Origin of the sequence: Citrobacter sp. Cpa228 (assembly GCF_030333085.1) — a bacterium.
Taxonomy (GTDB): domain Bacteria; phylum Pseudomonadota; class Gammaproteobacteria; order Enterobacterales; family Enterobacteriaceae; genus Citrobacter; species Citrobacter pasteurii.
This window is the reverse complement of record NZ_JAOWGQ010000043.1, coordinates 201,611-227,953: the sequence shown is the minus strand read 5'-3', so window position 1 is coordinate 227,953 and position 26,343 is coordinate 201,611. Positions and strand designations below refer to the sequence as shown.

At 53.9% G+C, this 26,343-nt stretch carries 27 protein-coding genes; 15 read left to right on the top strand and 12 right to left on the bottom strand.

All coding sequences use genetic code 11. The features are described 5' to 3' along the window. Positions 1-6 precede the first annotated feature (6 nt). Genes OGX91_RS10400 through ybgI form a run of 6 tightly spaced genes read right to left on the bottom strand, consistent with a single transcriptional unit; the run spans position 7 to position 4,841 of the window. The gene (locus OGX91_RS10400) at positions 7-1,002 is read right to left on the bottom strand and encodes a DUF979 domain-containing protein (RefSeq protein WP_286626174.1); all 996 of its coding nucleotides are present in this window, start codon (positions 1,000-1,002) and stop codon (positions 7-9) included. After that, positions 999-1,721, bottom strand: a complete 723-nt coding sequence (locus OGX91_RS10395) for a DUF969 domain-containing protein (protein ID WP_005122560.1) — start codon at positions 1,719-1,721, stop codon at positions 999-1,001. The genes OGX91_RS10400 and OGX91_RS10395 overlap by 4 nt, the downstream gene beginning before the upstream one ends. A 53-nt stretch (positions 1,722-1,774) precedes the next feature. Continuing rightward, positions 1,775-2,509 carry a 5-oxoprolinase subunit PxpA gene (gene pxpA / locus OGX91_RS10390; protein WP_040232526.1) on the bottom strand — a complete coding sequence of 245 codons (735 nt, stop codon included), beginning with the start codon at positions 2,507-2,509 and terminating at the stop codon, positions 1,775-1,777. Continuing rightward, positions 2,499-3,431 carry a 5-oxoprolinase subunit PxpC gene (gene pxpC, locus OGX91_RS10385; RefSeq protein WP_005122563.1) on the bottom strand — a complete coding sequence of 311 codons (933 nt, stop codon included), beginning with the start codon at positions 3,429-3,431 and terminating at the stop codon, positions 2,499-2,501. Before pxpC ends, pxpA begins: the two co-directional genes overlap by 11 nt. Further along, positions 3,425-4,081 (bottom strand): 5-oxoprolinase subunit PxpB, encoded by a 657-nt coding sequence (pxpB, locus tag OGX91_RS10380; protein ID WP_005122564.1) that lies wholly within the window; start codon positions 4,079-4,081, stop codon positions 3,425-3,427. Before pxpB ends, pxpC begins: the two co-directional genes overlap by 7 nt. A 16-nt stretch (positions 4,082-4,097) precedes the next feature. Then, the gene (ybgI, locus tag OGX91_RS10375) at positions 4,098-4,841 is read right to left on the bottom strand and encodes a radiation resistance protein YbgI (protein WP_286626274.1); all 744 of its coding nucleotides are present in this window, start codon (positions 4,839-4,841) and stop codon (positions 4,098-4,100) included. A 289-nt stretch (positions 4,842-5,130) separates the two neighbouring features. Here ybgI and dtpD point away from each other — a divergent pair, with 289 nt between their 5' ends. Then, on the top strand, positions 5,131-6,612 hold the full coding sequence (gene dtpD, locus OGX91_RS10370) for a dipeptide permease DtpD (protein WP_005122566.1): 1,482 nt from the start codon (positions 5,131-5,133) through the stop codon (positions 6,610-6,612). A gap of 51 nt (positions 6,613-6,663) precedes the next feature. Here the strand turns inward: dtpD and phrB are convergent, their stop codons facing one another. The 3 genes from phrB to OGX91_RS10355 all read right to left on the bottom strand — a co-directional run bounded on the left by phrB (position 6,664) and on the right by OGX91_RS10355 (position 8,958). Continuing rightward, positions 6,664-8,082 carry a deoxyribodipyrimidine photo-lyase gene (gene phrB, locus OGX91_RS10365; protein WP_149692088.1) on the bottom strand — a complete coding sequence of 473 codons (1,419 nt, stop codon included), beginning with the start codon at positions 8,080-8,082 and terminating at the stop codon, positions 6,664-6,666. 18 nt (positions 8,083-8,100) lie between these two features. Then, positions 8,101-8,655, bottom strand: coding sequence for a DUF1722 domain-containing protein (locus tag OGX91_RS10360; RefSeq protein ID WP_005122568.1), 555 nt, complete (start codon positions 8,653-8,655; stop codon positions 8,101-8,103). A gap of 96 nt (positions 8,656-8,751) precedes the next feature. Next, positions 8,752-8,958, bottom strand: coding sequence for a YbfA family protein (locus OGX91_RS10355; RefSeq protein WP_005122569.1), 207 nt, complete (start codon positions 8,956-8,958; stop codon positions 8,752-8,754). A gap of 307 nt (positions 8,959-9,265) precedes the next feature. Between OGX91_RS10355 and kdpF the strand changes: the two genes are divergently transcribed. Genes kdpF through kdpE form a run of 6 tightly spaced genes read left to right on the top strand, consistent with a single transcriptional unit; the run spans position 9,266 to position 17,047 of the window. Further along, a complete protein-coding gene (kdpF, locus tag OGX91_RS10350; protein WP_001670793.1) occupies positions 9,266-9,355 on the top strand; it encodes a K(+)-transporting ATPase subunit F in 90 nt (29 codons plus the stop codon). Beyond that, complete coding sequence (gene kdpA, locus OGX91_RS10345) at positions 9,355-11,034, top strand: potassium-transporting ATPase subunit KdpA (RefSeq protein WP_005122571.1); 1,680 nt, start codon at positions 9,355-9,357, stop codon at positions 11,032-11,034. Before kdpF ends, kdpA begins: the two co-directional genes overlap by 1 nt. Positions 11,035-11,054: 20 nt before the next feature. Then, complete coding sequence (gene kdpB, locus OGX91_RS10340) at positions 11,055-13,103, top strand: potassium-transporting ATPase subunit KdpB (RefSeq protein WP_182290774.1); 2,049 nt, start codon at positions 11,055-11,057, stop codon at positions 13,101-13,103. A gap of 8 nt (positions 13,104-13,111) precedes the next feature. Then, on the top strand, positions 13,112-13,678 hold the full coding sequence (kdpC, locus tag OGX91_RS10335) for a potassium-transporting ATPase subunit KdpC (protein WP_199947298.1): 567 nt from the start codon (positions 13,112-13,114) through the stop codon (positions 13,676-13,678). A gap of 10 nt (positions 13,679-13,688) precedes the next feature. Then, a complete protein-coding gene (gene kdpD, locus OGX91_RS10330) occupies positions 13,689-16,373 on the top strand; it encodes a two-component system sensor histidine kinase KdpD (RefSeq protein ID WP_199947297.1) in 2,685 nt (894 codons plus the stop codon). Then, positions 16,370-17,047: a two-component system response regulator KdpE gene (gene kdpE / locus OGX91_RS10325; RefSeq protein ID WP_005121396.1), complete on the top strand. Its 678-nt coding sequence runs from the start codon at positions 16,370-16,372 to the stop codon at positions 17,045-17,047. The genes kdpD and kdpE overlap by 4 nt, the downstream gene beginning before the upstream one ends. Positions 17,048-17,146: 99 nt before the next feature. Here the strand turns inward: kdpE and pgm are convergent, their stop codons facing one another. Next, positions 17,147-18,787: a phosphoglucomutase (alpha-D-glucose-1,6-bisphosphate-dependent) gene (gene pgm / locus OGX91_RS10320; RefSeq protein ID WP_005121397.1), complete on the bottom strand. Its 1,641-nt coding sequence runs from the start codon at positions 18,785-18,787 to the stop codon at positions 17,147-17,149. A 24-nt stretch (positions 18,788-18,811) separates the two neighbouring features. Beyond that, the gene (gene seqA / locus OGX91_RS10315) at positions 18,812-19,354 is read right to left on the bottom strand and encodes a replication initiation negative regulator SeqA (protein ID WP_286626166.1); all 543 of its coding nucleotides are present in this window, start codon (positions 19,352-19,354) and stop codon (positions 18,812-18,814) included. 196 nt (positions 19,355-19,550) lie between these two features. On the opposite strand from seqA, the gene ybfF reads away from it, so the two are divergent. From ybfF to tcuB, 8 genes are all read left to right on the top strand, one after another. Beyond that, positions 19,551-20,324 (top strand): esterase, encoded by a 774-nt coding sequence (gene ybfF, locus OGX91_RS10310; protein ID WP_005121399.1) that lies wholly within the window; start codon positions 19,551-19,553, stop codon positions 20,322-20,324. Between the two features lie 128 nt (positions 20,325-20,452). Beyond that, positions 20,453-20,740, top strand: a complete 288-nt coding sequence (ybfE, locus tag OGX91_RS10305) for a LexA regulated protein (RefSeq protein WP_005121400.1) — start codon at positions 20,453-20,455, stop codon at positions 20,738-20,740. 280 nt (positions 20,741-21,020) lie between these two features. Then, positions 21,021-21,551 carry a flavodoxin FldA gene (gene fldA / locus OGX91_RS10300; RefSeq protein WP_005121401.1) on the top strand — a complete coding sequence of 177 codons (531 nt, stop codon included), beginning with the start codon at positions 21,021-21,023 and terminating at the stop codon, positions 21,549-21,551. Between the two features lie 210 nt (positions 21,552-21,761). Continuing rightward, a complete protein-coding gene (locus OGX91_RS10295; RefSeq protein ID WP_049259739.1) occupies positions 21,762-21,848 on the top strand; it encodes a ryhB-regulated fur leader peptide in 87 nt (28 codons plus the stop codon). Beyond that, entirely contained in the window at positions 21,841-22,287 is a 447-nt protein-coding gene (fur, locus tag OGX91_RS10290; RefSeq protein WP_003022836.1) for a ferric iron uptake transcriptional regulator, read from the top strand. The genes OGX91_RS10295 and fur overlap by 8 nt, the downstream gene beginning before the upstream one ends. A 127-nt stretch (positions 22,288-22,414) precedes the next feature. Further along, a complete protein-coding gene (gene tcuR, locus OGX91_RS10285; protein WP_155021544.1) occupies positions 22,415-23,341 on the top strand; it encodes a tricarballylate utilization LysR family transcriptional regulator TcuR in 927 nt (308 codons plus the stop codon). Positions 23,342-23,438: 97 nt separating this feature from the next. Beyond that, positions 23,439-24,842, top strand: coding sequence for an FAD-dependent tricarballylate dehydrogenase TcuA (gene tcuA / locus OGX91_RS10280; protein ID WP_286626162.1), 1,404 nt, complete (start codon positions 23,439-23,441; stop codon positions 24,840-24,842). Further along, positions 24,829-25,941, top strand: a complete 1,113-nt coding sequence (gene tcuB, locus OGX91_RS10275; RefSeq protein ID WP_286626160.1) for a tricarballylate utilization 4Fe-4S protein TcuB — start codon at positions 24,829-24,831, stop codon at positions 25,939-25,941. Before tcuA ends, tcuB begins: the two co-directional genes overlap by 14 nt. A gap of 51 nt (positions 25,942-25,992) precedes the next feature. On the opposite strand, the gene OGX91_RS10270 is transcribed toward tcuB, so the two are convergent. Then, entirely contained in the window at positions 25,993-26,325 is a 333-nt protein-coding gene (locus OGX91_RS10270; RefSeq protein ID WP_005121405.1) for a ChiQ/YbfN family lipoprotein, read from the bottom strand. Positions 26,326-26,343 lie beyond the last annotated feature (18 nt).

Here is a 26,343-nt window from a genome sequence, read left to right as displayed (position 1 = left end):
TCCTCCTTACAGGAACATCAGGAAATACATCAGGAACACGTTAACCAGCAACAGCAGTATGCCGGTTGGCACCTGCGCTTTAATCACGGCATTTTTATCCGGTAACTCCAGCAGGGCTGCAGGCACGATGTTAAAGTTCGCTGCCATCGGCGTCATTAAGGTTCCGCAATAACCGGAGAACATGCCAATAGCCGCCATCACCGCGGGGTTACCACCATGCTGCAACACAAGAATTGGAATACCGATCCCGGCGGTCACAATCGGGAAAGCAGCAAACGCATTGCCCATCACCATGGTCAGCAATGCCATGCCGATGGTGTACACCGCCACGGCGATGAAGCGGCTATCTACCGCGAGGTATTCCTGGGTCAGATATGAAATGCCGCTGCCTACGCCCGCTGCCGTAAACAGCAGCCCGAGCGTCGCCAGAATCTGCGGCAGGATGAACGCCCAGCCGATGGAATCCAGCAGACGACGGGCTTCCTGAATGGGCTGATGGACGCGCTCATGGGTCATTTTAACCGCCATGGCCAGACCAATCAGCGAACCCGCAGTCATAGAAAAGAGCGTCACCAGCGTGGCGTGATTCCCTGGCCCAAACAGCGCATCCTGCAAGCCCGGAATATGGTTAAACATCAGTACACCGATAACGGTCACCACCGGAATAGCCAGCGCCGGGAAAAACAGACGATTACCCAGGCGGCTGGCGCTCTCTTCACGCTGCTGCTGGGTGCGTTGATGGTAACTTCCCAGTTTCACACCGCCAAACCCGGCAATCAGCGCCAGTATGACCACCGCAATGCCGACCGCGATATGTACCGTACGTTTGTCGCCAAACAGTGAGTACGTCCAGTCGCCAAGCAGGAACAGCACCCCATACAGTCCCCAAAACAGCCCCGTGCTCAGACGGCGTGGGTTCGCTTTGTCCTGCCAGGACATCACCACCACAATCAACAGTACCGCCCCCGCCAGCCAGTAGAGATAGCTTTGCTGAAAATTCATTGCGCTGCTCCTTTCGCTGCCGCATTGGCTTTCGCCACCTCACGCTGCAGATAGTTGTCCAGACGCCACAAGCGCGTACCGTGGATCAAGAAGGCGCAAATTGCCGTTGGGATCCCCCATAAAGCAATATGCAGTGGCTCAGTCTGGATCCCACCGGACTCCAGCATAAAGTTGTGCATGAAAATGATCGCCCCAAAGGCAACGAAGATGTCTTCACCGAAAAACAGACCAACGTTGTCAGTCGCCGCAGACATTGCACGCAGGCGATAACGCACGGCCCCCGGCAATTCGCCATGATTTTTCTCTGCTGCCCCTTCAGCCATCGGGGCTAATAACGGACGTACCATCTGAGGATGCCCACCCAGGCTGGTCAAGCCCAGCGCGGCGGTCGCTTCACGGATAAACAGATAGACAATGAGCAGACGACCGCTGGTGGCGCTGCGGATTTTCGCGATCCACGCCTGGGCACGCTCTTTCAGCCCGTGACGTTCCAGCAGACCAATGACTGCCAGCGGAATCAGCAGGATAAACGGCAGGTTGCGGGTGTTGAGAAAGCCTTCACCCAGCTTTTCGAGAATAGTGGCGATTGGCATATGCGCCGCCAGCCCGGTGACGATCCCGGCAACGATAACCACCAATACCGGGTTAAAACGTAAAAGAAATCCGACCACGATGACGGCGATCCCCGTCAATGGCCAGAGAGAAATAGCCTCTCCCATAATTAAATCCCTTATGTTGTTGTGTAATATATTATTGTTTTGTATGAATAAACTTACGCGCTAATTTGAATATTGCATGCATTAAAGGCGCTGCGCAAACGACGGGCAAAAGCGAGTGCGTGCTCGCCATCCCCGTGAATGCATACCGTCTGGGCTGTCACGCTCGCCCATGTTCCACTTTGGCTTTTTACTCTGCCGGATTGCACCATTTCTAACGTTTGCGCCAGCGCCTGCTCTTCATCCTCAATCAGTGCGCCTGGCTGGCTGCGCGGAACCAGACTGCCATCAGCCTGATAACCCCGATCGGCAAACACCTCCTGACGCGTTACCAGGCCATAATGTTCTCCGGCACGGATCAGCTCACTTCCCGCCAGCCCTACCAGGATCAATGACGGATCGCAGGCATGAACCGCTTTCGCAATCGCATCGGCCAGTTGAGGATCTTTCGCCGCCTGGTTATAGAGCATGCCGTGCGGTTTCACATGACGCATCACGCCCCCTTCAGCCCGGGTGATGACTGACAGTGCACCAATTTGATACAGCGTCTGAGCATAAACCGTTTCGGCAGGCAGATTCATAGCACTACGACCAAAATTTTCCCGGTCCGGAAAGCCAGGGTGTGCCCCCACAGCCACGCCGTTTTTCAATGCTTCCCGTACACTTGCCAGCATGGTTTGTGCGTCTCCGGCATGAAATCCACAGGCGATATTGGCCGATGACACCAACTGGAGCAACGTCGCGTCGTTCGCACAGCCTTCTCCGAGGTCTGCATTCAAATCAATTTTCATCGTTAAGTCGCCATGTTAGCTGTTCCAGATAGCGCTGCTGATCGTGACGCGCCTTCAACGCCTCTTCCAGCGAGCACTGAACAAAGTGAATCGGTTGTCCAAGAGGGATCTGCGCAAGGTGATACATATCCGCCTCGATGATACAGGCGATACGCGGATATCCGCCCGTGGTCTGGGCATCGTTCATCAGTACAATTGGCTGCCCGTTATGCGGAACCTGTACCACGCCGGGGAGCAAACCGTGTGACAACATCTCGCGGTCTGTCGCGCGTGTCAGTGGCTGCCCCTGCAAGCGATACCCCATACGGTTACTCTGTGGACTCAGTCGCCACGGCGAGCGCCAGAACGATGCCTGCGATGCCTCGTCAAATTCCTGATATTCAGGTCCAGGTAACGCACGAATGTGGTTGCCCCACATCAACTGTTTTACCCCTTGTGGGCCATTGAATTGTCGTGTTGAAACGCCAATCGCCAACTTATCGCCATCGCGTAACAAACGTCCTTCAAACCCGCCAATACCGACTTTCAAATCGGTACTGCGCGATCCCATAACGTCGGGAACATCAATACCGCCCGCCACCGCCAGGTAACTGCGCATACCATGATGCGGGTGTTTTAATGACAGGCGTTGTCCGGCTTTAACCGGCAACCGCCAACCGCTCCATACCGGAGTACGATCCAAATGCGCTTCGCATCCCGCGCCGGTCAAGGCAAACCAACCATCCGCGTCAAACTCCACCACCAGCTGACCCAACGTGACTTCCAGCGCGGCAGCATTCGCATCATTTCCTACCAGCAGATTAGCGACGTTCAATGCCGGTTTGTCCAACGCGCCGCAGTGACTTATCCCTGACTGACGAAAGCCATGACGACCCCCATCCTGTACAGAGGTGTACATGCCAGCACGAATGATGTTTAACATACGCCCTCCTTCTGCGGGACAAAACGTACAGTATCTCCAGCCCGTAACAGGATCGGCTCCTCGCGCTGCGGATCAAAAAGCTTAACGGTGGTACGTCCTATCAGTTGCCACCCGCCGGGCGTTGCAATCGGGTAGATACCGGTTTGTGAGCCGCCGATCCCCACCGCCCCTGCCGGAACAAGTAAGCGCGGTTCGGCTCGTCTTGGCGTATGCAATGGTTCCGGTAAGCTCCCAAGATAGGGAAACCCAGGCTGAAACCCTAAAAACCAGACGACATAATCAACTGACGCATGCAATTCAACGACCTGCTTGTTGCTCAAACCACTGTGCCGGGCGACTTCGGCCAGATCGGGCCCATATTCGCCGCCATAGATAACGGGGATTTCGACAAAGCGCGAATCCGGCTCCAGCGCCTCGCTCTCTTCCCACCAGCGCTGCAGTCGTTCAATCGCATCCAGCGCCAGCGTTTGCGGGGAATTCAGAATCACCGTGATATTGTTCATTCCCGGAATGGCTTCAAGTACATTCGGAGCATCAACCAGACGCTGGGCCAGACGCCAGATGCGTTTCTGAGTTGCCAGCGTAATCGGCGGTTCCAGCTCCAGAACCACCGCGGTTTCACCTAACAGATAACAACGCGCTCGCTGCACTTTCGTCCCTCTTTAATTAGGCTGGGTTAGGGATGTCGACGAACGTCACATCCAGATCGGTATTTTCATTCAGCCATTCGCTCAATGCACGAATACCGCCGCGTTCGGTAGCATGGTGGCCGGCAGCATAGAAATGCAGTCCCTGCTCGCGGGCAGAGTGAATGGTTTGTTCAGAAACTTCCCCGGTAATAAAGGCATCAACACCAAAGCGGGCTGCGCTATCAATGAAACTTTGACCGCCCCCCGTACACCAGGCAACACGCTGAACGGTTTCCGGCCCGGTATCACCGCACCATAACGGTTTACGTCCCAGACGCGCTTCAATCCAGGATGCCAGTTCCAGCCCAGGAACCGGCATGGAGAGTTCCCCCCACGGTACCAGAGGCTCGATTTCACCCATCACGGTAATACCCAACAGCGCGGCCAGCTGTGCGTTATTCCCCAGTTCGGGGTGGGCATCCAACGGCAGATGCCAGCCATACAGGTTGATGTTATTTTCCAGCAGCGTTTTCAGACGCCGGCGCTTCATGCCACGAATAACCGGAGATTCTCCCTTCCAGAAATAACCATGATGAACGATGACCGTATCGGCCCCAAGGCGAACAGCCTCATCCAGTAATGCCTGGCTTGCGGTTACGCCGGTCACGATTTTTTGCACCGTTTCTTTGCCCTCAACCTGCAAACCATTCGGTGCATAGTCGCTTATGGCTGCGCTGTTCAGCTTGTCATTAATCAGTTGTTCCAGCTCGGTGTTTTTCATCATCGTCCTCGTTGTCATAAATTCTGCCCGCTCAATCAGCAACACAGCTTCAGTTAAAATAGCGTCCTCACCTCCGTTCGTCGATAGCCATTTCGCTGACACATCAAGAAACAATCACGCGGCCTGTAAACGTAAATTGCTTACCACCATGAGATTGTATTCATGTATATTTATGCAATCAGACAGCATATTGCAAAAATAATCAGATCTGTATCAAAGTTACAACTTTAAGGAAACACCCTCACACGGCACGTTCCTCCCATCGTGAGGCATTTACTTCGAGAAAATAATGAATAAACAAGCATCTCAGCCGCGCGCGATTTATTACGTCGTCGCGCTGCAAATTTGGGAATACTTCAGTTTTTATGGCATGCGTGCACTGCTGATCCTGTATCTCACTAACCAGCTTAAGTACAACGATAATCACGCGTATGAACTGTTCAGCGCTTACTGTTCGTTGGTGTATGTCACGCCTATTCTCGGGGGATACCTGGCGGATAAAGTGCTCGGTAACCGCATGGCGGTAATGATTGGCGCATTTTTGATGGCAGTGGGACATCTGGTGCTGGGCGCCAGTGAAATGGCTCCGGCGTTTCTCTATTTATCTCTGGCCATTATTGTCTGTGGTTACGGTTTGTTTAAATCCAACATCAGTTGTCTGCTGGGTGAATTGTATAAACCAGAAGATCCGCGCCGTGACGGCGGATTTTCTCTGCTCTATGCCGCCGGTAACATTGGTTCAATTATTGCCCCTATCGCCTGCGGCTATGTGCAGGAAGAGTACAGTTGGGCAATGGGCTTTGCGCTGGCCGCTATCGGTATGCTGGCCGGACTGGTCATTTTCTTATGCGGGAATCGTCATTTCGCTCACACTACCGGCGTCAACAAAGCCGTGCTGTGTGCCAAATCGTTCATTCTGCCGAACTGGGCCTGGCTGCTGGTTCTGCTGGTCGCCGCACCGCTTTTAATTACCGTCCTGTTCTGGAAAGAGTGGTCCGTGTACGCGCTGATTGTCGCCACCGTCATTGGTTTGGCTGTTCTGGCAAAAATTTACCGTCAGGCGCAAACGCAGAAACAGCGTAAAGAACTGGGGCTTATCGTCACGCTGACCTTCTTCAGCTTGTTGTTCTGGGCCTTTGCACAGCAGGGTGGTAGCTCCATCAGCCTGTATATCGACCGCTTTGTCAATCGCGACGTGATGGGATATTCAGTCCCTACTGCCATGTTCCAGTCGGTAAACGCCTTCGCCGTTATGTTGTGCGGCATCGTGCTGGCCTGGGTGGTCAAAGAAAGCGTGAGTGGCAATCGTACTGTTCGTATCTGGGGTAAGTTTGCTCTCGGCCTCGGCTTAATGAGTGCTGGTTTCTGTATTCTGACCTTAAGCGCCCGTTGGTCCGCCACATATGGGCACTCCTCCATGCCGTTGATGGTTTTAGGGCTGGCAGTTATGGGATTCGCCGAGCTGTTTATCGACCCTGTCGCCATGTCACAAATTACACGCATTGAGATCCCAGGGGTAACCGGCGTATTAACCGGCATCTATATGTTGCTTTCCGGGGCCATTGCCAACTACCTGGCGGGTGTGATTGCTGACCAGACATCACAGGGCGCATTTGATGCTTCTGGTGCCATCAACTACTCCATCAACGCCTATATTGATGTCTTTAGCGAAATTACCTGGGGCGCGCTGGCCTGTGTGGCGTTGGTGCTGATGATTTGGTTATATCAATCGCTCAAATTCAAAAACCGTCCGCTCGCGATAGAGTCCTGAGTTTACGGGCCCGACGATGTCATATGCCTCGGGCCTGTTTTGATCCGGCGATTACGAATGACGCGCTGCTTCATATGCTGCCAGCGTGGCTAACCTTGCCTGCTTATGATCGACAATCGGACGAGGATAATTGAGTGTCACCTGCATTTTTTCCGCCCACGTCCACGGTTCGTGAATGGCTTTTCCCGGTACATCGCGTAATTCCGGTACCCATTGGCGGATAAAATCACCGTCACGGTCAAATTTCTCCCCCTGTGTGGTGGGATTAAAAATACGGAAATACGGCGCAGCATCCGTTCCGGTAGAAGCAGCCCACTGCCAGCCACCATTATTCGCCGCCAGATCACCGTCGATCAGTTGTGACATGAAATACTGCTCACCTTTTCGCCAGTCGATCAGCAGGTCTTTCACCAAAAAGCTCGCCGCGATCATGCGTAAACGATTATGCATCCACCCTGTGCCGTTAAGCTGGCGCATCGCCGCATCTACGATTGGATACCCTGTATTTCCCGTCTGCCATGCCTGAAAATGCGTCACGTTATTTTGCCATTGCACACGATCGGTCCAGCGAATAAAGGGCTGATGCCGACACAGTGCGGGATAGTACGTCAGTAGATGGCGATAAAATTCGCGCCAGATGAGCTCGTTTAGCCAAACGCTCCCGGCGCCTCCCTCTAGCGCCTGCGGTTGCTCGACTAACAAACGGTGCAGACACTGACGCGGTGATAACCCGCCGGTGGCAAGGCTTGCCGACAACCGACTGGTACCTTCATTTGCCGGGAAATCGCGTTGTTGCTCGTATTCTGCCGCGCCGTGCTGACAAAACTGACGTAATTGCGCGATAACCGATTTTTCTTCTACCGGGAAAAGCGCCACATCAAAATCCTGCTGTGGATAATTGAGCGTAATTGGCGTTGATGGGGGGGAAATTGCGCCGCTTTCGCGGGCTTTTGGTGCCGCAACACACTCCGGGATACTGTCTTTTAACCGCTTCAGCCAGGCATTTTTAAACGGTGTAAAGACTTTATACATCTCATGATTCCCGGTCATTACCGCGCCCGGCGCCAGGATTACGCTATCGTCAAAACCCTCACACACCACCTGCGATAATGATTTTTCAACCTGAGCATCGCGCTGGCGTTCGTTGATTTCGTACTGATAGTTATAAAACAGTCGGTTAACGTCATGCTGTGCGCAGACATTTTTGACTATCTCTACGCTGGCTGTGAAATCCCCGCCGTCATAAACCAGCAGCGGGATGCCTTTTTCTGCCAGCGCCGTTTGCAGCGCATTCAACTGCTTGTCGACAAACGCCGCCTGACGCGGTGACATATCATGCGCTTTCCACTGTGCGGGCGTGGCAATATATAGCGCCAATACCCGTGCCGCACGATCCCGACATGCCGCTGCCAGCGCAAGATTGTCATGCAGACGTAAATCTCGCCGAAACCAGACCAGATGAGTGGTCATAAAACTCCCGAATAAAAATTAAGCTTTGCCGTGTAAACGCAGAATCGCAGGCCAGAGTTCAAAGTAACGTTGCCCGGACAACCAGCTGTTCGGGTGCTCCGTCATATAGTGTTGGAGGAGCATCAATGGCGCAAGCAGCGGCTGCATCTCACGTCGATAGTTATCGATTATTGAGGTCAGTTCCTGACGTTGACGAAGATTGAGCTGGTTACGGAAATAGCCCTGCACATGCATCAGGACATTAGTATGGTTGCGTCGGGTCGCGTTATTAAACAGCAGATGAATCAACCGCAAACGGTACTCCGTATAAAAAGCATCGAGGCTTGCCCATTCGTGGATTGCGGCAACAAAAGGGCCGAGCTCACGATACTCCGGTTGGGAGTGTGCCAGTAACACCAGCTTGTAACGGGTGTGAAAATCAATCAATGCACCACGTGATAATCCGCTCTGGCGCAGTCGGTGCAATTCATGCAAGGCATAAATACGTACCAGCGTATTCTCGTCAAACAGAAATTTATCGTTCGCTTCTGTGGTCAGACAGGCGCGGATACCAACAGAAATTCTCTTGCTCATTGCTACTCCTTATCCGTTACACAGGTAAGTGTAGACTGCGACGTATAAAAAAACCGCCACATTGCTGTTGGCGGTTTTTTGAGCCTGAACGGTAACTTAGTAGAAATCGCAGGTGGCTTTTTCAGCCTGCTCCATCCACACCGGCTTATCACTGGTTTTCGACCAGACGCGATGTAGGTAGCTGTAAAAACGGGCACGGTCTTTCCAGAACAGCATGACCGGCAGCGCCAGCACACCAGCCAGTACGGCAAAGGTACGGCGCAAGAAAACAATGTGTGCTGGATACTCTTTATAAAAGTCCATAATCCTCTCCCATATATCTGTTCGGTGAATCGCACCGGAAAATAAACTTGGTTAACTGATGAAAATAATACCGCCTTGTGTGTAATTTTGCTACTCATCCGACCACTTATTTTTATCTATTGATGCTCCGTTTAACGTAAACCTGTAATTAAGTTACACAAAGGTTAAATTAATACTAATCATTAGTTAAATGATGGTCTTTGCCATTTTTATACTTTTTTTACACCCCGCCCGCAGATTTTTGCGAAATCTTTGCAACCAAAAACCTACGCTCTGGTTATCACATTTATGCCACTGGAGGTGCACTGTGAGTGCAGGCGTGATAACCGGCATTGTGCTGGTCTTTTTGTTACTGGGTTATCTGGTGTATGCCTTGATTAATGCGGAGGCGTTCTGATGGCAGCGCAAGGATTTTTACTCATCGCCAGTTTCCTGCTGGTGCTGTTTGTTCTCGCCAGGCAGTTGGGCTTTGGGCTGGCGCGTCTTATCAACAACACATCCTTACCCGGCCTTGCAGGCGTTGAGCGTGTGCTGTGGCGTGGGCTGGGTATTTCGCAGCAGGAAATGACCTGGCTGCACTATTTGCTGGCGATCCTCGCACTTAATATCCTCGGCCTGCTGATACTGTTTGCGATGTTAATGGCGCAAAACCTGCTGCCGCTGAATCCACAACAGTTACCAGGGCTATCGTGGGATCTCGCGCTCAATACCGCGGTGAGTTTTGTGACCAACACCAACTGGCAGTCCTATGCGGGTGAAACCACTTTAAGCTACTTCAGCCAGATGGCCGGCCTGACCGTGCAGAATTTCCTGTCTGCGGCGACCGGTATTGCGGTGATCTTTGCCCTGGCTCGCGCCTTCACGCGCCAGAGTATGAACACGCTGGGCAACGCCTGGGTGGATCTGGTCCGCATTACGCTGTGGATATTGCTGCCGATTTCTCTGCTCATCGCGCTGTTTTTCATCCAACAAGGTGCGTTGCAAAACCTGCTGCCTTATCAGGCGATCACCACGCTTGAAGGGACAAAACAACTGCTGCCGATGGGACCTGTCGCCTCACAAGAGGCCATTAAGATGCTCGGTACCAACGGCGGCGGCTTTTTTAATGCCAACTCCTCACATCCGTTTGAAAACCCAACCGCGCTGACCAACATGGTCCAGATGCTGGCAATCTTCTTAATTCCCACTGCGCTGTGTTTCGCCTTCGGTGACGTCGTGGGCGATCGCCGACAGGGGCGCACCCTGCTGTGGGCTATGTCGCTTATTTTTGTCGTTTGCGTGGCGGTTGTAATGTGGGCCGAAGTGCAGGGTAATCCGCATCTGATGGCGTTTGGCGCAGACAGCAATATCAATATGGAAGGTAAAGAGAGCCGCTTTGGCGTGCTGGTCAGTAGTCTGTTTGCGGTCGTCACGACAGCCGCATCCTGTGGCGCAGTCATTGCTATGCACGACTCCTTCACTGCGCTGGGCGGCATGGTACCGATGTGGTTGATGCAGATTGGCGAAGTGGTGTTCGGCGGTGTGGGGTCAGGGTTGTACGGCATGCTGCTGTTCGTGCTGCTGGCGGTCTTTATCGCCGGGCTGATGATTGGCCGTACGCCGGAATATCTGGGTAAAAAAATCGATGTCCGCGAAATGAAAATGACCGCGCTGGCGATTCTGGTTACCCCTGCGCTGGTTCTGCTTGGGACAGCGATCGCCATGATGAGCGATGCCGGGCGTAGCGCCATACTCAATCCCGGGCCGCATGGTTTTAGCGAGGTGCTATACGCGGTCTCGTCTGCCGCCAATAACAACGGGAGCGCTTTTGCCGGATTAAGTGCCAACAGCCCATTCTGGAACAGTCTGCTGGCCGCGTGCATGTTCTTCGGCCGCTTCGGCGTCATTATCCCGGTGATGGCGATTGCCGGTTCACTGGTCGGTAAAAAGAGTCAACCAGCAAGTCCCGGCACGCTACCTACCCACGGCGCGCTATTTGTTGGATTGTTGATCGGTACGGTGTTGCTGGTTGGCGCCCTCACCTTTGTTCCTGCGCTGGCGCTTGGCCCGGTAGCAGAATACCTCTCTTTACGTTGAGTGATGCGGAGCACATGACTATGAGTCGCAAGCAACTGGCGCTGTTCGAACCTTCTCTGGTCGCACAAGCGCTAATGGACGCAGTGAAAAAATTAAGTCCACATACTCAGTGGCGTAACCCGGTGATGTTTATCGTCTGGCTGGGCAGCCTGCTGACCACCCTGTTAACGGTAGCGATGGCGACCGGCCATATGTCAGGTAATCCACTGTTTACCGGCGCGATAAGCCTCTGGCTGTGGGTGACCGTTCTGTTCGCTAACTTTGCGGAAGCGCTGGCTGAAGGGCGTAGTAAAGCGCAGGCCAACAGCCTGAAAGGGGTCAAAAAAACCGCCTTTGCCCGCAAACTTCGTGAACCGAAATATGGCGCGCAAATGGATCACGTGCCAGCCGAAGAGTTACGCAAAGGGGATATCGTGCTGGTGGAAGCGGGCGATATTATCCCTTGTGACGGCGAGGTGATCGAAGGCGGTGCCTCGGTGGATGAAAGCGCCATTACCGGTGAATCCGCGCCTGTAATTCGTGAATCCGGCGGCGATTTTGCCTCCGTCACTGGCGGGACACGCATTCTCTCGGACTGGCTGGTGATCGCGTGTAGCGTCAACCCCGGAGAAACATTCCTCGACCGAATGATTGCCATGGTCGAAGGCGCACAGCGACGTAAAACGCCAAATGAAATCGCCCTGACGATCCTGCTGATTGCCCTGACTATCGTCTTTCTGCTGGCAACCGCCACGCTGTGGCCGTTTTCCGCCTGGGGCGGTAGCGCTGTCAGCGTCACGGTATTGGTTGCGCTGCTGGTGTGTTTAATCCCTACGACGATAGGCGGGCTGCTCTCCGCGATTGGCGTCGCCGGGATGAGCCGCATGTTGGGTGCGAACGTTATCGCCACCAGCGGACGTGCCGTAGAGGCGGCAGGTGATGTGGACGTACTGCTGCTGGATAAAACCGGCACCATCACGCTGGGTAACCGTCAGGCTTCTGATTTTCTGCCCGCCCAGGGCGTGGACGAAAAAACGCTGGCCGACGCTGCACAGCTTTCATCCCTGGCCGATGAAACACCGGAAGGCCGCAGCATTGTAATCCTGGCCAAACAGCGCTTTAACCTGCGTATTCGCGATGTGCAATCGCTGCATGCCACCTTTGTACCGTTTACCGCGCAGAGTCGGATGAGCGGTATCAACATCGACAATCGGATGATCCGCAAAGGTTCGGTTGATGCTATTCGTCGTCACGTCGAAGCCAACGGCGGCCACTTTCCTGCCGATGTGGAGCAGAAGGTCGAAAACATCGCTCGCCTTGGCGCAACGCCGCTGGTGGTGGCCGAAGGCTCGCACGTACTGGGCGTGATTGCCCTGAAAGATATCGTCAAAGGCGGGATTAAAGAACGTTTTGCCCAACTGCGTAAAATGGGGATCAAAACGGTGATGATCACCGGCGACAACCGTTTGACCGCCGCCGCAATCGCCGCGGAAGCCGGAGTGGATGACTTTTTAGCCGAAGCGACACCGGAAGCCAAGCTGGCGCTGATTCGTCAGTATCAAGCGGAAGGCCGTCTGGTGGCGATGACCGGAGACGGAACTAACGACGCTCCTGCCCTTGCGCAGGCCGACGTTGCGGTCGCCATGAACTCCGGGACTCAGGCCGCGAAGGAAGCGGGCAACATGGTGGATCTCGACTCTAACCCCACTAAGCTGATTGAAGTGGTGCACATTGGTAAACAGATGCTGATGACGCGCGGGTCGCTGACCACCTTTAGTATCGCCAACGACGTAGCGAAGTATTTTGCCATTATCCCGGCGGCATTCGCCGCCACCTACCCGCAGCTCAATGCGCTGAACGTCATGCGACTGCATTCGCCGGATTCGGCGATCCTCAGCGCCGTCATCTTCAATGCGTTGGTGATTGTCTTCCTGATCCCACTGGCGCTGAAGGGGGTGAGCTATAAGCCATTATCCGCTTCCGCGATGCTGCGCCGCAATCTGTGGATCTATGGTCTGGGCGGTTTGGTTGTGCCGTTTATCGGTATCAAAGTAATTGATTTACTGCTGACTCTGCTGGGTCTGGTGTGAGGTTTCTGATGAGTGGATTACGTCCTGCATTATCAACATTGCTTTTCCTGATGCTTATCACCGGCGGTGTTTATCCGCTGCTGACCACTGTGCTGGGGCAGTGGTGGTTCCCCCACCAGGCTAACGGTTCGCTTCTGCGCGAAGGTCAGATCGTTCGCGGCTCTGAGCTTATTGGGCAACACTTTACCGCTGCCGGTTATTTTCAGGGACGCCCCTCAGCCACAGCGGAAATGCCCTATAATCCAATGGCTTCAGGCGGCAGTAATCTGGCAGCCAGCAACCCGGAACTGGATAAACAGCTACAAAGCCGGATTGCCGCGCTGCGAGCTGCTAATCCACAGGCTAACCCTGCTGTGCCCGTGGAACTGGTCACAGCGTCCGCCAGCGGTCTGGACAATAATCTGACACCCGATGCGGTCGCATGGCAAATTCCCCGCGTGGCGCAGGCTCGCAACCTCAGCGTTGAAGAGGTTACGCGCCTGGTTGCACAATACACGCAAAAGCCGCTGGTCAGTTTTATCGGCCAGCCGGTGGTGAACCTGGTGGAACTTAATTTAGCGCTGGATAAGCACTGAGAAAAAGGACATGCATAGCGAACCCCTACGTCCCAACCCCGATCGCCTGCTGGAGCAGACCACAGCGCCGCACCGGGGAAAACTGAAAATTTTCTTCGGTGCCTGTGCGGGCGTCGGCAAAACCTGGGCCATGCTAACGGAAGCCCAGCGGCTACGGGCGCAAGGGTTAGATGTGCTGATTGGCGTGGTGGAAACCCACGGACGCAAAGAGACCGCCGCGCTGCTGGACGGTCTCAGCATCCTGCCGCTTAAGCGGCAGTCACGTCACGGACGTAATATCAGCGAGTTCGATCTCGACGCTGCGCTGGCCCGCCGTCCAGCGCTCATTTTGATGGATGAACTGGCGCACAGTAATGCGCCAGGCTCACGGCATCCTAAGCGCTGGCAGGACATTGAAGAGCTGCTGGAAGCTGGCATTGACGTTTTTACTACCGTTAACGTCCAACATCTGGAAAGCCTGAATGATGTGGTCAGCGGCGTCACCGGTATTCAGGTGCGCGAAACCGTTCCTGACCCGTTTTTCGATGCCGCTGACGATGTGGTACTGGTCGATCTCCCACCTGACGATTTGCGTCAGCGCCTGAACGAAGGCAAGGTCTATATCGCCGGTCAGGCAGAGCGTGCAATCGAGCATTTCTTTCGCAAAGGTAATTTGATAGCGCTGCGCGAACTGGCTCTGCGACGCACCGCCGATCGGGTAGACGATCAGATGCGTGCCTGGCGGGGGCGTCCGGGAGAAGAAAAAGTCTGGCATACCCGCGATGCCATTTTACTGTGTATTGGACACAACACCGGCAGCGAAAAACTGGTGCGAGCTGCTGCACGCCTGGCGGCGCGTCTCGGCAGCGTCTGGCATGCAGTGTATGTTGAAACACCTGCGCTACACCGACTGCCCGAAAAACAGCGCCGCGCTATTTTAAGCGCTCTGCGGCTGGCCCAGGAGTTAGGCGCAGAAACCGCCACTCTTTCCGATCCCGCCGAAGACAAAGCGGTGATCCGCTATGCCCGTGAGCATAATCTGGGAAAAATTGTCCTCGGGCGTCCAACGACGCGTCGCTGGTGGCGCAGCGATTCCTTTGCCAACAAACTCGCCCATCGCGCACCGGATCTCGACCTGATGATTGTTGCGCTCGATGAGCCCCCTGCTCGCCCTGTGCCGCAAACTGCAGATAGCCGCACTTTTAAGGATAAATGGCGGGTACAAATTCAGGGTTGCGTGGTTGCCGTCGCGCTGTGCGCCATCATTACAGTGATTGCCATGCAGTGGTTGGTTGCATTTGACGCCGCCAACCTGGTGATGCTCTATCTACTGGGCGTGGTGGTTATCGCCCTCTTTTACGGACGCTGGCCGTCCGTTCTGGCAACGTTTATCAACGTCGCCAGCTTTGATCTCTTTTTTATTGCGCCACGCGGCACGCTGGCCGTGTCTGACGTCCAGTACCTGCTTACCTTCGCCGTGATGCTAACGGTCGGTCTGGTTATCGGTAATCTGACCGCCGGGGTGCGGTATCAGGCGCGGGTCGCGCGTTATCGTGAACAGCGTACGCGTCATTTGTATGAGATGTCGAAAGCGCTGGCCGTCGGACGCAGTCAGACGGATATCGCCGCCACCAGCGAACAGTTTATTGCCTCGACGTTTCAGGCACGCAGCCGGGTGTTATTGCCTGACGAAAACGGTAAGTTGGTTCCCCTGACGCATCAGCAGGGTATGACACCGTGGGATGATGCCATTGCCCAGTGGAGTTTTGACAAGGGGCAGATGGCAGGTGCCGGCACCGACACATTACCGGGCGTGCCGTATCAAATTTTACCATTAAAAAGCGCCGACAAAACGCATGGGCTGCTGGTAGTGGAACCGGGAAATTTACGCCAGTTGATGATCCCCGAACAGCAACGCCTGCTGGAAACCTTCACTTTACTGGTCGCCAGTGCGCTGGAGCGCCTGACGCTAACCGCCAGCGAAGAGCAGGCCCGCTTTGCCAGCGAGCGCGAAAGTATTCGCAACGCCCTGCTCGCTGCCCTGTCCCACGATTTGCGCACGCCATTGACGGTGTTGTTCGGCCAGGCAGAAATCTTAACGCTGGATCTGGCAAGCGAAGGATCGCCGCACGCGCGCCAGGCCAGCGAAATTCGCCAGCACGTCCTGAACACGACCCGACTGGTGAATAACCTGCTGGATATGGCGCGAATTCAGTCTGGCGGCTTTAATCTTAAGAAGGAGTGGTTAACGCTGGAAGAGGTGGTCGGCAGCGCTCTGCAGATGCTGGAGCCAGGTCTCTCTGCCCCGATAAATCTGTCGTTACCAGAACCGTTGACATTGATTCACGTCGATGGCCCGCTCTTTGAACGGGTGTTGATTAACCTGCTGGAGAACGCCGTCAAATACGCGGGTCCACAGGCGCAGATCGGTATTAATGCCAGCGTCGATGGCGAACACCTGCAACTGGACATCTGGGATAATGGGCCGGGTGTTCCATCGGGTATGGAACAGCGCGTTTTTGACAAATTTTCTCGGGGAAATAAAGAGTCATCGGTGCCAGGCGTTGGGCTGGGGCTGGCAATTTGTCAGGCCATTGTGGACGTGCATGGCGGGACTATTTCTGTCCACAATCGCGCGCAGGGAGGAGCATGTTTTCGTGTTACACTGCCCCAGGAAATTCCCCCTGAACTTGAAGATTTTCATGAGGATATGTGACGAACGTACTGATTGTTGAAGATGAACAGGCCATCCGCCGTTTTCTGCGCACCGCGCTGGAGGCCGATGGGCTACGTGTATTTGAAGCGGAAACGCTGCAACGTGGTCTGCTGGAAGCCGCCACGCGAAAACCCGATCTCATCATTCTCGATCTTGGCCTGCCGGATGGCGACGGCATTGATTTTATTCGCGACCTGCGTCAATGGAGCGCGATTCCGGTGATTGTGCTTTCAGCCCGCAGTGAGGAAAGCGATAAAATCGCCGCGCTGGATGCCGGAGCCGATGACTATCTCAGTAAACCTTTTGGTATTGGCGAGCTACAGGCGCGATTGCGTGTGGCATTACGTCGCCACGCCAGCGGGACTTCTCCCGAACCGGTCGTGCATTTTTCTAATGTTAAAGTGGATATCGCCGCCCGCCTCGTACACCGAGGTGACGAAGAGATTCATTTGACGCCGATTGAGTTTCGCTTGTTAGCGGTACTGCTGAATAATGCCGGGAAGGTGCTGACGCAACGTCAGTTATTGAATCAGGTTTGGGGGCCAAACGCCGTCGAACACAGTCACTATCTGCGTATTTATATGGGGCACCTGCGCCAGAAGCTGGAACTGGACCCGGCCCGTCCGCGTCATTTTCTCACCGAAACCGGGATTGGTTATCGGTTTATGCCGTGAATATGCACTGAATAAAAAAGCCGGATCAGCTGATACGCTATCCGGCTTTTTCATCATTCATACCGGATGACGACGCTAGCGTCTTATCCGGCGGGTGATTTATGCGTTTTTCAATACTTCGCTGACAATCTCAACCGCTTCTTTCTCAATCTGCTTGCGATGTTCTTCACCGAGGAAGCTTTCGCAGTAGATCTTGTAAGCGTCTTCGGTGCCGGACGGACGCGCGGCAAACCAACCGTTATCAGTCATGACCTTCAGGCCGCCAATCGATGCGCCGTTGCCTGGCGCTGCCGTCAGACGCGCAGTGATCGGGTCGCCCGCCAGCGTGCTGGCGCTCACCATTTCCGGAGAGAGCTTAGACAACGCCGCTTTCTGCGCGGAAGTGGCTCCAGCCTGAATTCGGTTATAGCTCGGTGCGCCAAAGCGCGCCGCCAGTTCGTTGTAATGCTCTTGCGGGTTCTTGCCTGTCACTGCCGTAATTTCCGCTGCCAGCAGGCACATGATGATGCCATCTTTGTCGGTTGACCACGGTGTACCGTCGAAACGCAGGAAAGATGCCCCCGCGCTCTCTTCCCCACCAAAGCCAAAACTGCCGTCAAACAGACCGTCAACAAACCATTTAAAGCCAACCGGCACTTCAACCAGTTTACGCCCTAAATCATTCACTACACGGTCAATCATCGCCGATGACACCAGCGTCTTACCGACGGCAACATCTTTGCCCCACTGCGGACGATGCTGGAACAGGTAGTTGATCGCGACCGCCAGATAGTGGTTCGGATTCATCAGTCCAGCCGGCGTTACGATACCGTGACGGTCATAGTCCGGGTCATTGGCAAATGCCAAATCAAACTTGTCACGCAGCGCCAGCAGACCGGCCATCGCGCACTCGGAGGAGCAGTCCATACGAATGGCGCCGTCTTTATCAAGATGCATAAAGCGGAAAGTCTGATCGACCTGATCGTTAACGAGGGTCAGATTCAGGTTGTAGTGCTGAGCGATACGTTTCCAGTATTCAATACCAGAACCACCCAGTGGATCAACGCCCAGCGTCAGACCCGCTTTCTGGATTGCCGCCATATCAACGATATCTGCCAGCCCTTCCACGAAGGGTTGAACCAGGTCTTGTTCTTTAACATGACCGGACGCCAGCGCGGCATCCAGCGGAATACGCTTCACGCCTTGCAGACCGTCAGCCAACAGTGCATTAGCCCTGTCTTCTACGACTTTGGTGACGTTGGTATCTGCCGGGCCACCGTTTGGCGGATTGTATTTAATGCCGCCGTCTTCCGGCGGGTTGTGGGACGGCGTGATCACAATGCCATCAGCCAGCGAACCGCCTTTTTTATTGTGGACCAGGATAGCATTCGACACGGCAGGGGTTGGCGTAAAGCCGTTATTTTCCTGCACGATGACATCAACACCGTTCGCTGCCAGCACTTCCAACACAGAGATAAATGCCGGTTCAGACAACGCGTGGGTATCCTTGCCCACATAGCACGGGCCAGTAATCCCGTTTTTCGCACGTTCTTCGGCAATCGCCTGAGCGATAGCCAGAATATGCGGCTCATTAAAACTATGACGACCCGCACTACCGCGATGCCCGGATGTACCGAACTTCACCGCGTGCTCCGCATTCCCTGCCGTCGGTTTTAGTACATAGTATTGCGCCGTTAACTGGGCGACATTAATCAAATCACTCTGTTGTGCAGGTTGACCTGCACGGTTGTGGATTGCCATTGCCTGGTCCCTCTAATGCAAGGATTAAATTGTTCCGCAAACCTTTTCAATCAACTCCGCGGGGAATTGCATTGACTGCATGATGTATTCAACCATGCTGCATTTACGGCCGGTATTGGTATTGGTGATCACCCAATATGGCGTGCCTGGCACGTGCTTCGGTTTGGTTTGATTACCATTTTTCAACAGCGTCTGTTCATCCGCTGCAAAATAAACGCGCGTACGTCCGTGCAACGATTCCGTTGCTTCGGCGAACGCGTTGTGATCCAGTGAATAGAGTGTAGACAGCACCAGCATAAAGCGATTCACTGCTTTTTTCTGTTCCGCATATTCATCGGAAAGCAGCAGTTCACGCATGGCGCGCACTTTGTCTTTCGCGGGGTTGACCGGCTTGGCTTCCACGACAGGTTGCACGGCGCGGACCTCTTTTACTACCGGAGAGACAGGCTGTGATGCGGCGGAAAACTTCAACATACGCCGTAAAATGTCGGATGCGCTCTCGCCAATATGCTTGGTGTGGCTGGCAATATAGCTATAGAGTTCATCATCAACTTCAATCGTTTTCATCTTAATCCAGTGCAATGTTTGGCTGAATACAAGTTGTCAGGACTTTACACGCTGTAGTGTAAAGGCAAATCCTAACAGCGGATAGCGTCAAGCCTGGTGACCAGCAAAACTCGGAGTAACCGTAGTTATTGCAGCCATGTGGCAGAATGGTCAACATGATACCCTAACCCGTCAGTGTGAAAAAAAGAACTTTGCCATGAAATTGAATATCCGAGCGCAATCTGCGCAAAACCCGCACAATAATTCTCCCATCGTCCTGGTTCACGGCCTGTTTGGCAGTCTGGATAACCTCGGGATCCTGGCACGCGATCTGGTGGCCGATCACGACATCATCCAGGTTGATATGCGAAATCATGGCCTCTCCCCTCGTTCACCGGAGATGAATTATCCGGCCATGGCGCAAGATCTGCTGGATACGCTGGACGATCGGCAGATTGAAAAAGCGATCTTTATTGGACACTCGATGGGCGGTAAAGCCGTTATGGCGCTGACTGCGCTGGCTCCTGAACGTGTCGCACGGCTGGTCGCCATCGACATTGCTCCCGTTGACTACCATGTTCGCCGCCACGATGAGATTTTTGCTGCCATTAACGCAGTCACCGACGCGCAATCCTCTTCGCGCCAGCAGGCGGCGAGCGTTATGCGTCAGCACCTGCAAGAAGAAGGCGTGATCCAGTTTCTGCTGAAATCCTTTGTTGACGGCGAGTGGCGCTTTAATGTTCCCGTGCTGTGGGATCAATATCCTCATATCGTCGGTTGGGAGACCATTCCGGCGTGGGAACACCCGGCGCTGTTTATCCCGGGTGGCAATTCACCCTATGTTACCGAAGCGTATCGTGACCAACTGCTGGCGCAATTCCCGCAGGCCCGGGCGCACGTTATAGCCGGCGCGGGGCATTGGGTGCATGCAGAAAAACCGGAGGCGGTGCTGCGCGCCATCCGTCGTTATCTGAGCGAGCAGGTTAACTGATTAAAAACTCAGCGTCCGCGCGTGATTACGCGCGTGGGCGTTGGCGCGCCTCTCCTGCTGATGTATTATGGCGCGCTATCCATCCGGGCGGACGCCTGGCTGATTGTTTCCCCGAAGTCACCAAGATCATGGCCAAAGAACAAACGGACCGTACGACATTAGATCTGTTCGCGCAGGAGCGTCGCCCGGGACGACCCAAAACCAATCCGCTTTCGCGTGATGAACAGTTACGTATTAATAAACGTAATCAGCTTAAACGCGACAAAGTTCGCGGGCTTAAGCGTGTCGAACTGAAACTGAACGCCGATGCCGTTGACGCGCTGAACGAGCTGGCCGAGGCGCGCAACATGAGTCGCAGTGAACTCATCGAAGAGATGCTGATGAACCAACTCACCGCGTTGCGCGGTCAGGCTTAGTCTGAATTTCTGCTCCATACCCTAAATAATTCGAGTTGCAGGAAGGCGGTGACGCAGCGAATCTCCAGGAGCGTACATAAGTACGTGACTGGGGTGAGCGAGGAAAGCCAACGCACCTGAAACTTGAAGTATGACGGGTATAAATCATAAATCGTGTAGCACAGAGTGCAGTCCTGCGTGTTTGCTGTTTCCGCATGCCGGACTGTTCTGCTATGATTGCCCTTATCCGTGGGCAATGCGCCACCACCATTTCAATAAGTTTCAAGAGGTTATTTTACTCATGGCAATCACTGGCATCTTTTTCGGCAGCGACACCGGTAATACCGAAAATATCGCAAAAATGATTCAAAAACAGCTTGGTAAAGACGTAGCCGATGTTCATGACATTGCAAAAAGCAGCAAAGAAGACCTGGAAGGGTATGACATTCTGTTGCTCGGCATCCCAACCTGGTACTACGGTGAAGCGCAGTGCGACTGGGACGACTTCTTCCCTACTCTCGAAGACATTGATTTTAACGGTAAACTGGTGGCATTGTTCGGCTGTGGCGACCAGGAAGATTACGCAGAATATTTCTGTGATGCGTTAGGCACCATCCGCGACATCATCGAGCCGCGCGGCGCCACCATCGTCGGCCACTGGCCAACGGCGGGTTACCATTTCGAAGCGTCCAAAGGTCTGGCAGATGACGACCACTTTGTCGGTCTGGCTATCGATGAAGATCGCCAGCCGGAACTAACCGCTGAACGCGTAGAAAAATGGGTTAAGCAGATCGCTGAAGAGCTGCACCTCGACGAAATCATCAATGCCTGATTTCGTGCGGCGTAGATATTCATCTGCGCCGCATCAATAGATAAAACCAATCAAAATAATTGCTACAAATTTGTAACTTTTTCGTCTGACCCTGTACAATGGCTGGATGCCAATCGGGTGTTGCACAGTGTGTTTGTCGGCGATACCACGTTTTGATTAACAATTTATGCCAGAGACTTGCAGTTTTCATTTAGCCATGGCAGTTCTATAATGAATCGCATTATCTCAAGTGCAATTTCTGTCACTTCTGTTAATGAAGTGAATCGTTTAGCTACAGGACAGATTCCGCATGACTGACAACAATACCGCATTAAAGAAAGCTGGCCTGAAAGTAACGCTTCCTCGTTTAAAAATTCTGGAAGTTCTTCAGGAACCGGATAACCATCACGTCAGTGCGGAAGACTTATACAAACGCCTGATCGATATGGGTGAAGAAATTGGTCTGGCGACCGTGTATCGCGTGCTGAACCAGTTTGATGATGCCGGTATCGTGACCCGCCATAATTTTGAAGGTGGTAAATCCGTCTTCGAACTGACTCAACAGCATCATCACGATCACCTCATTTGCCTCGACTGCGGCAAAGTGGTCGAGTTCAGCGATGATTCCATCGAAGCGCGCCAGCGTGAGATTGCGGCTAAACATGGTATTCGTTTAACCAACCATAGCCTGTATCTTTACGGTCACTGCGCCGAAGGTGATTGCCGCGAAGATGAGCACGCGCACGACGGCAAGTAATGTAATGCTTTCTGAAAAGCCAACCATCCGGTTGGCTTTTTTATGCGCGTTATCAGTACGTTTCCCCTTCCCTCCACTCTTGTGTTGCTTTAATGTAAAAATCAATTGTCCCTTCCGGAGAGTCGAAATGGAACTTCGCCAGCTACGTTATTTTGTGCGCATTGTCGAAACCGGCAGCATGGGTAGCGCGGCGCTCGATCTCAATATTGGGGTTTCGGCACTCAGCCAGCAGATGTCGCGTCTGGAAAACGAACTTGCTATTCGCCTGCTGCAACGCACCTCGCGCGGCGTGACGCCCACCAGCGCCGGGCTGGCATTTTACGCCCAGGCGCAGCTGGCGCTCCGTCACGCAGACGATGCGATCCTCGCCGCACGGGAGGCCAGACTTTCCGGGCACGTCAGCGTTGGCATGGCCCCCAGTACCGCTTCCGTTCTCGGCATGCCTTTCATCAACGCCATGCGAGAAACCTATAGTGATGTCCGCCTGCATGTAGTGGAAAGCCTCTCTGGCAACCTGGAGCGAATGATTAATACCCGCCAGATTGATCTGGCGGTGGTATTTCAAAAAGAAAAGATCCTACGCTGGAGCGCCAGACCGATTCTCGAAGAACGGCTATTTTTAATTGGTACTCATGCCCTACTGGCTGATATTACCGATGACAATATTTCTCCAGCCCAATTGGCACATATGCCATTGATCATGCCCAGCCCTGGCCACGGTCTGCGCGGCAGGCTGGAAGCGATTTGTCAGGAACACGCGCTACGCATTGATATCGCCACAGAAATTGACGGCCTGACGCTACTGATGCACGCCGTTCGCAGCGGAATTGGAGCAACACTTCAGCCCGGTGCGGCAATTTCCCATCTCGATAAAGAGACGCTAAGAGTGATCGGCGTCCATAATCCGATACTTAGCCGCCCCAACTTTCTGGTGAGCCTCTCTGACGATGAGCTCACCCCGGCGGGCCTCGCAGCCCGCGTGGTGCTGACGAAAGTGATGCATCAACTGGTGGAATCTGGACACTGGCCAGGTGCGATTCTTTACAATAATTAAAGGGCTGTTTAGCATCACGTCATAGCGTCCCCACAACTTACTCGTATACATTTTAATTACAAACTTAACAATTGGTTAAGTGGTAATGGAGTATGCGATGGTTGATGTTCTGGTGATTGGCGGCGGCAATGCTGCACTATGTGCCGCCTTAACCGCCCGGGAGCAAGGCGCTTCGGTACTGCTGCTTGAGGCGGCTCCGCGTGAATGGCGCGGAGGAAATTCCCAACACACGCGTAATTTACGCTGTATGCATGATGCGCCACAGGATGTCCTGGTGGAGAGCTATCCAGAAGAGGAATTCTGGCAGGATCTCTGGCGTGTAACGGAAGGAAATACCAACGAAGCCCTGGCACGTCTGGTGATCCGCACCTCTTCACAGTGTCGCGACTGGATGCGCCAGCACGGCGTCAATTTTCAACCTCCACTCTCTGGCGCTCTACACGTGGCGCGAACCAACGCCTTTTTTATGGGCGGCGGGAAAGCCCTGGTGAATGCCTATTATCGCAGCGCAGAAAAGTTAGGCGTACAAATCCGCTATAACACCCCGGTGCAGGCGCTTGAACTGCACAACGGCGAGTTCGTGGCGGCGCTGGCAGGCGAAGAGCGTATTACAGCGAAATCCTGCGTGCTTGCCGCTGGTGGGTTTGAGTCAAACCGCGAATGGCTGCGAGAAGCGTGGGGAGAGAACGAGCGCGGCGAATGGCCTGCAGATAACTTTCTGATTCGCGGCACGCGCTTTAACCAGGGCGTACTGCTCAAATTTATGATCGATGCCGGAGCCGACATCATCGGCGAACCCTCCCAGTCACACTGCGTAGCCATTGACGCCAGAGCGCCATTATATGACGGCGGGATTTGTACCCGCGTGGACTGCGTTTCGCTCGGCATAGTCGTCAACCGTGACGCTGAGCGTTTTTATGATGAAGGCGAAGATTTCTGGCCCAAACGCTACGCCATCTGGGGACGTCTGGTCGCCCACCAGCCCGGACAAATTGGTTACTCCATTATCGACAGTAAAGCGATCGGTCACTTCATGCCCCCGGTTTTTCCTGGTGCACAGGCCAAGACGTTAGCAGAGCTGGCACGCCAGTTGGGGCTGGATACTGAGCGCTTTACCCATACTGTCATGCAGTACAACAGCGCCTGCCGGCCAGGCCGCTTTGACCACACCACTCTGGATAACTGTGCAACACAAAATCTGACACTGGCAAAAACACATTGGGCGCGACCGCTGGATACGCCACCTTACTATGGCTATGCCTTACGTCCGGGGATCACCTTCACCTACCTGGGGTTAAAGGTGAATGAACACGCCGCGGTGCATTTTGCCGGGCTTCCAAGTCGCAATCTGTTCGTCGCCGGAGAGATGATGGCGGGCAACGTGCTGGGAAAAGGCTACACCGCAGGCGTAGGCATGTCGATCGGCACCACTTTTGGCCGCATTGCCGGAAAAGAAGCCGCGCTGGCCGCACGTAAGGAGACTCGTCATGAGGCAGCTTGAGAAACTGATTATCGAAGCGCAAATTATCACCGAACCGGAAGCGGAAGTTGAACGCGTGATGCAGGTCTGCAACGCCTGTCGCTATTGTGAAGGATTTTGCGCCGTGTTCCCGGCCATGACGCAGCGCCTGGAATTCGGTAAAGCGGATATCAATTATCTGGCAAACTTGTGCCATAACTGCGGTGCCTGCCTGCACGCGTGTCAATACGCACCGCCCCATGAGTTTGCCATCAACGTGCCGAAGGCGATGGCAGAAGTCCGGCTTGAAACCTATCAGCACTACGCGCAACCCGCGGCCTTTGGCGCGCTTTATCGTCGCGCAGGCGTCACCGTGACGCTGGCGCTGGTTTTCGGTCTGATCCTGTTTTTACTGCTCGCCATGGGGTTAAAAGGCTCGTTACTCCATCCTCCGCTGGCCGGAGATTTCTACCAAATTTTCCCGCATAACCTGCTGGCCTGGATGTTTGGTTCGGTATTTATTCTGGCGATAGGTCTGCTGATGGCGGGCGTTATCCGCTTCTGGCGCGAGATTTCTCCGGGGATGCCGCGTTCCGTCGAAATTGCTGAAGCCTCACACAATGCACTGACGCTGAAATATCTCGATGGTGGGCACGGTAAAGGGTGTAACGAAGCGGATGATGCCTTCACCCTGATGCGCCGCCGCTTCCATCACTTCACCTTCTACGGTTTTATGCTCTGCTTTGCCGCCACCGTGGTGGCGACGGGCTATCACTATTTCGCAGGTATAGAAGCACCCTATCCGTTCTTCAGCGTTCCGGTCATGCTGGGCACGTTGGGTGGCATTGGCCTGGTTGTCGGCCCGGCTGGTTTGTTATGGCTGAACATTAAGCGCTCACCGCTACATGGCGACGCACGGCAAAAGCCAATGGATCGCGGTTTTATTTTACTGCTGCTGCTGACCAGTCTGACCGGTTTAGCGCTACTGGCGGGAAGAGACACGTCATGGATGGCTATTTTGCTCGCCATTCACCTCGGCGTGGTCATGGCGCTCTTTCTGACCATTCCTTACGGAAAATTTGCCCATGGATTTTACCGTTGTGCGGCATTACTCAAGTGGGCAATTGAAAAACGACGCTAAAATGCAAACGGGCGAAGAAATCTCTCCGCCCGTTGTTGTTCATACCACGTTTTATTTCGCCGTATTATTACTGCGAATTTCCTGCCAGACCTTATCACAATCGGCCTTAACGGATTGATCGTTACCCGTACGCGTTGCCTGGATACACTGTTGGTAATCCAGTACGCGCACGCTTTCTTCATTCGCAAACTGCTGGTGCTGTTTTTCTTTCTTCAGCACATTCAACACGCTTTGGCAGGCTTCGATTTTCTCCGGCGAGCCCTGCGCGGTATTGATACACGCGCTATAGGCTTCTTTAAGACGGCTATCTTCTTTCGGCGCGGGTGATTGCGCGCAAGCAACCAGCCCTGATGCCATGACGGCGATGAGTATCAGCTTTTTCATAACACGCTCCTCAACAAA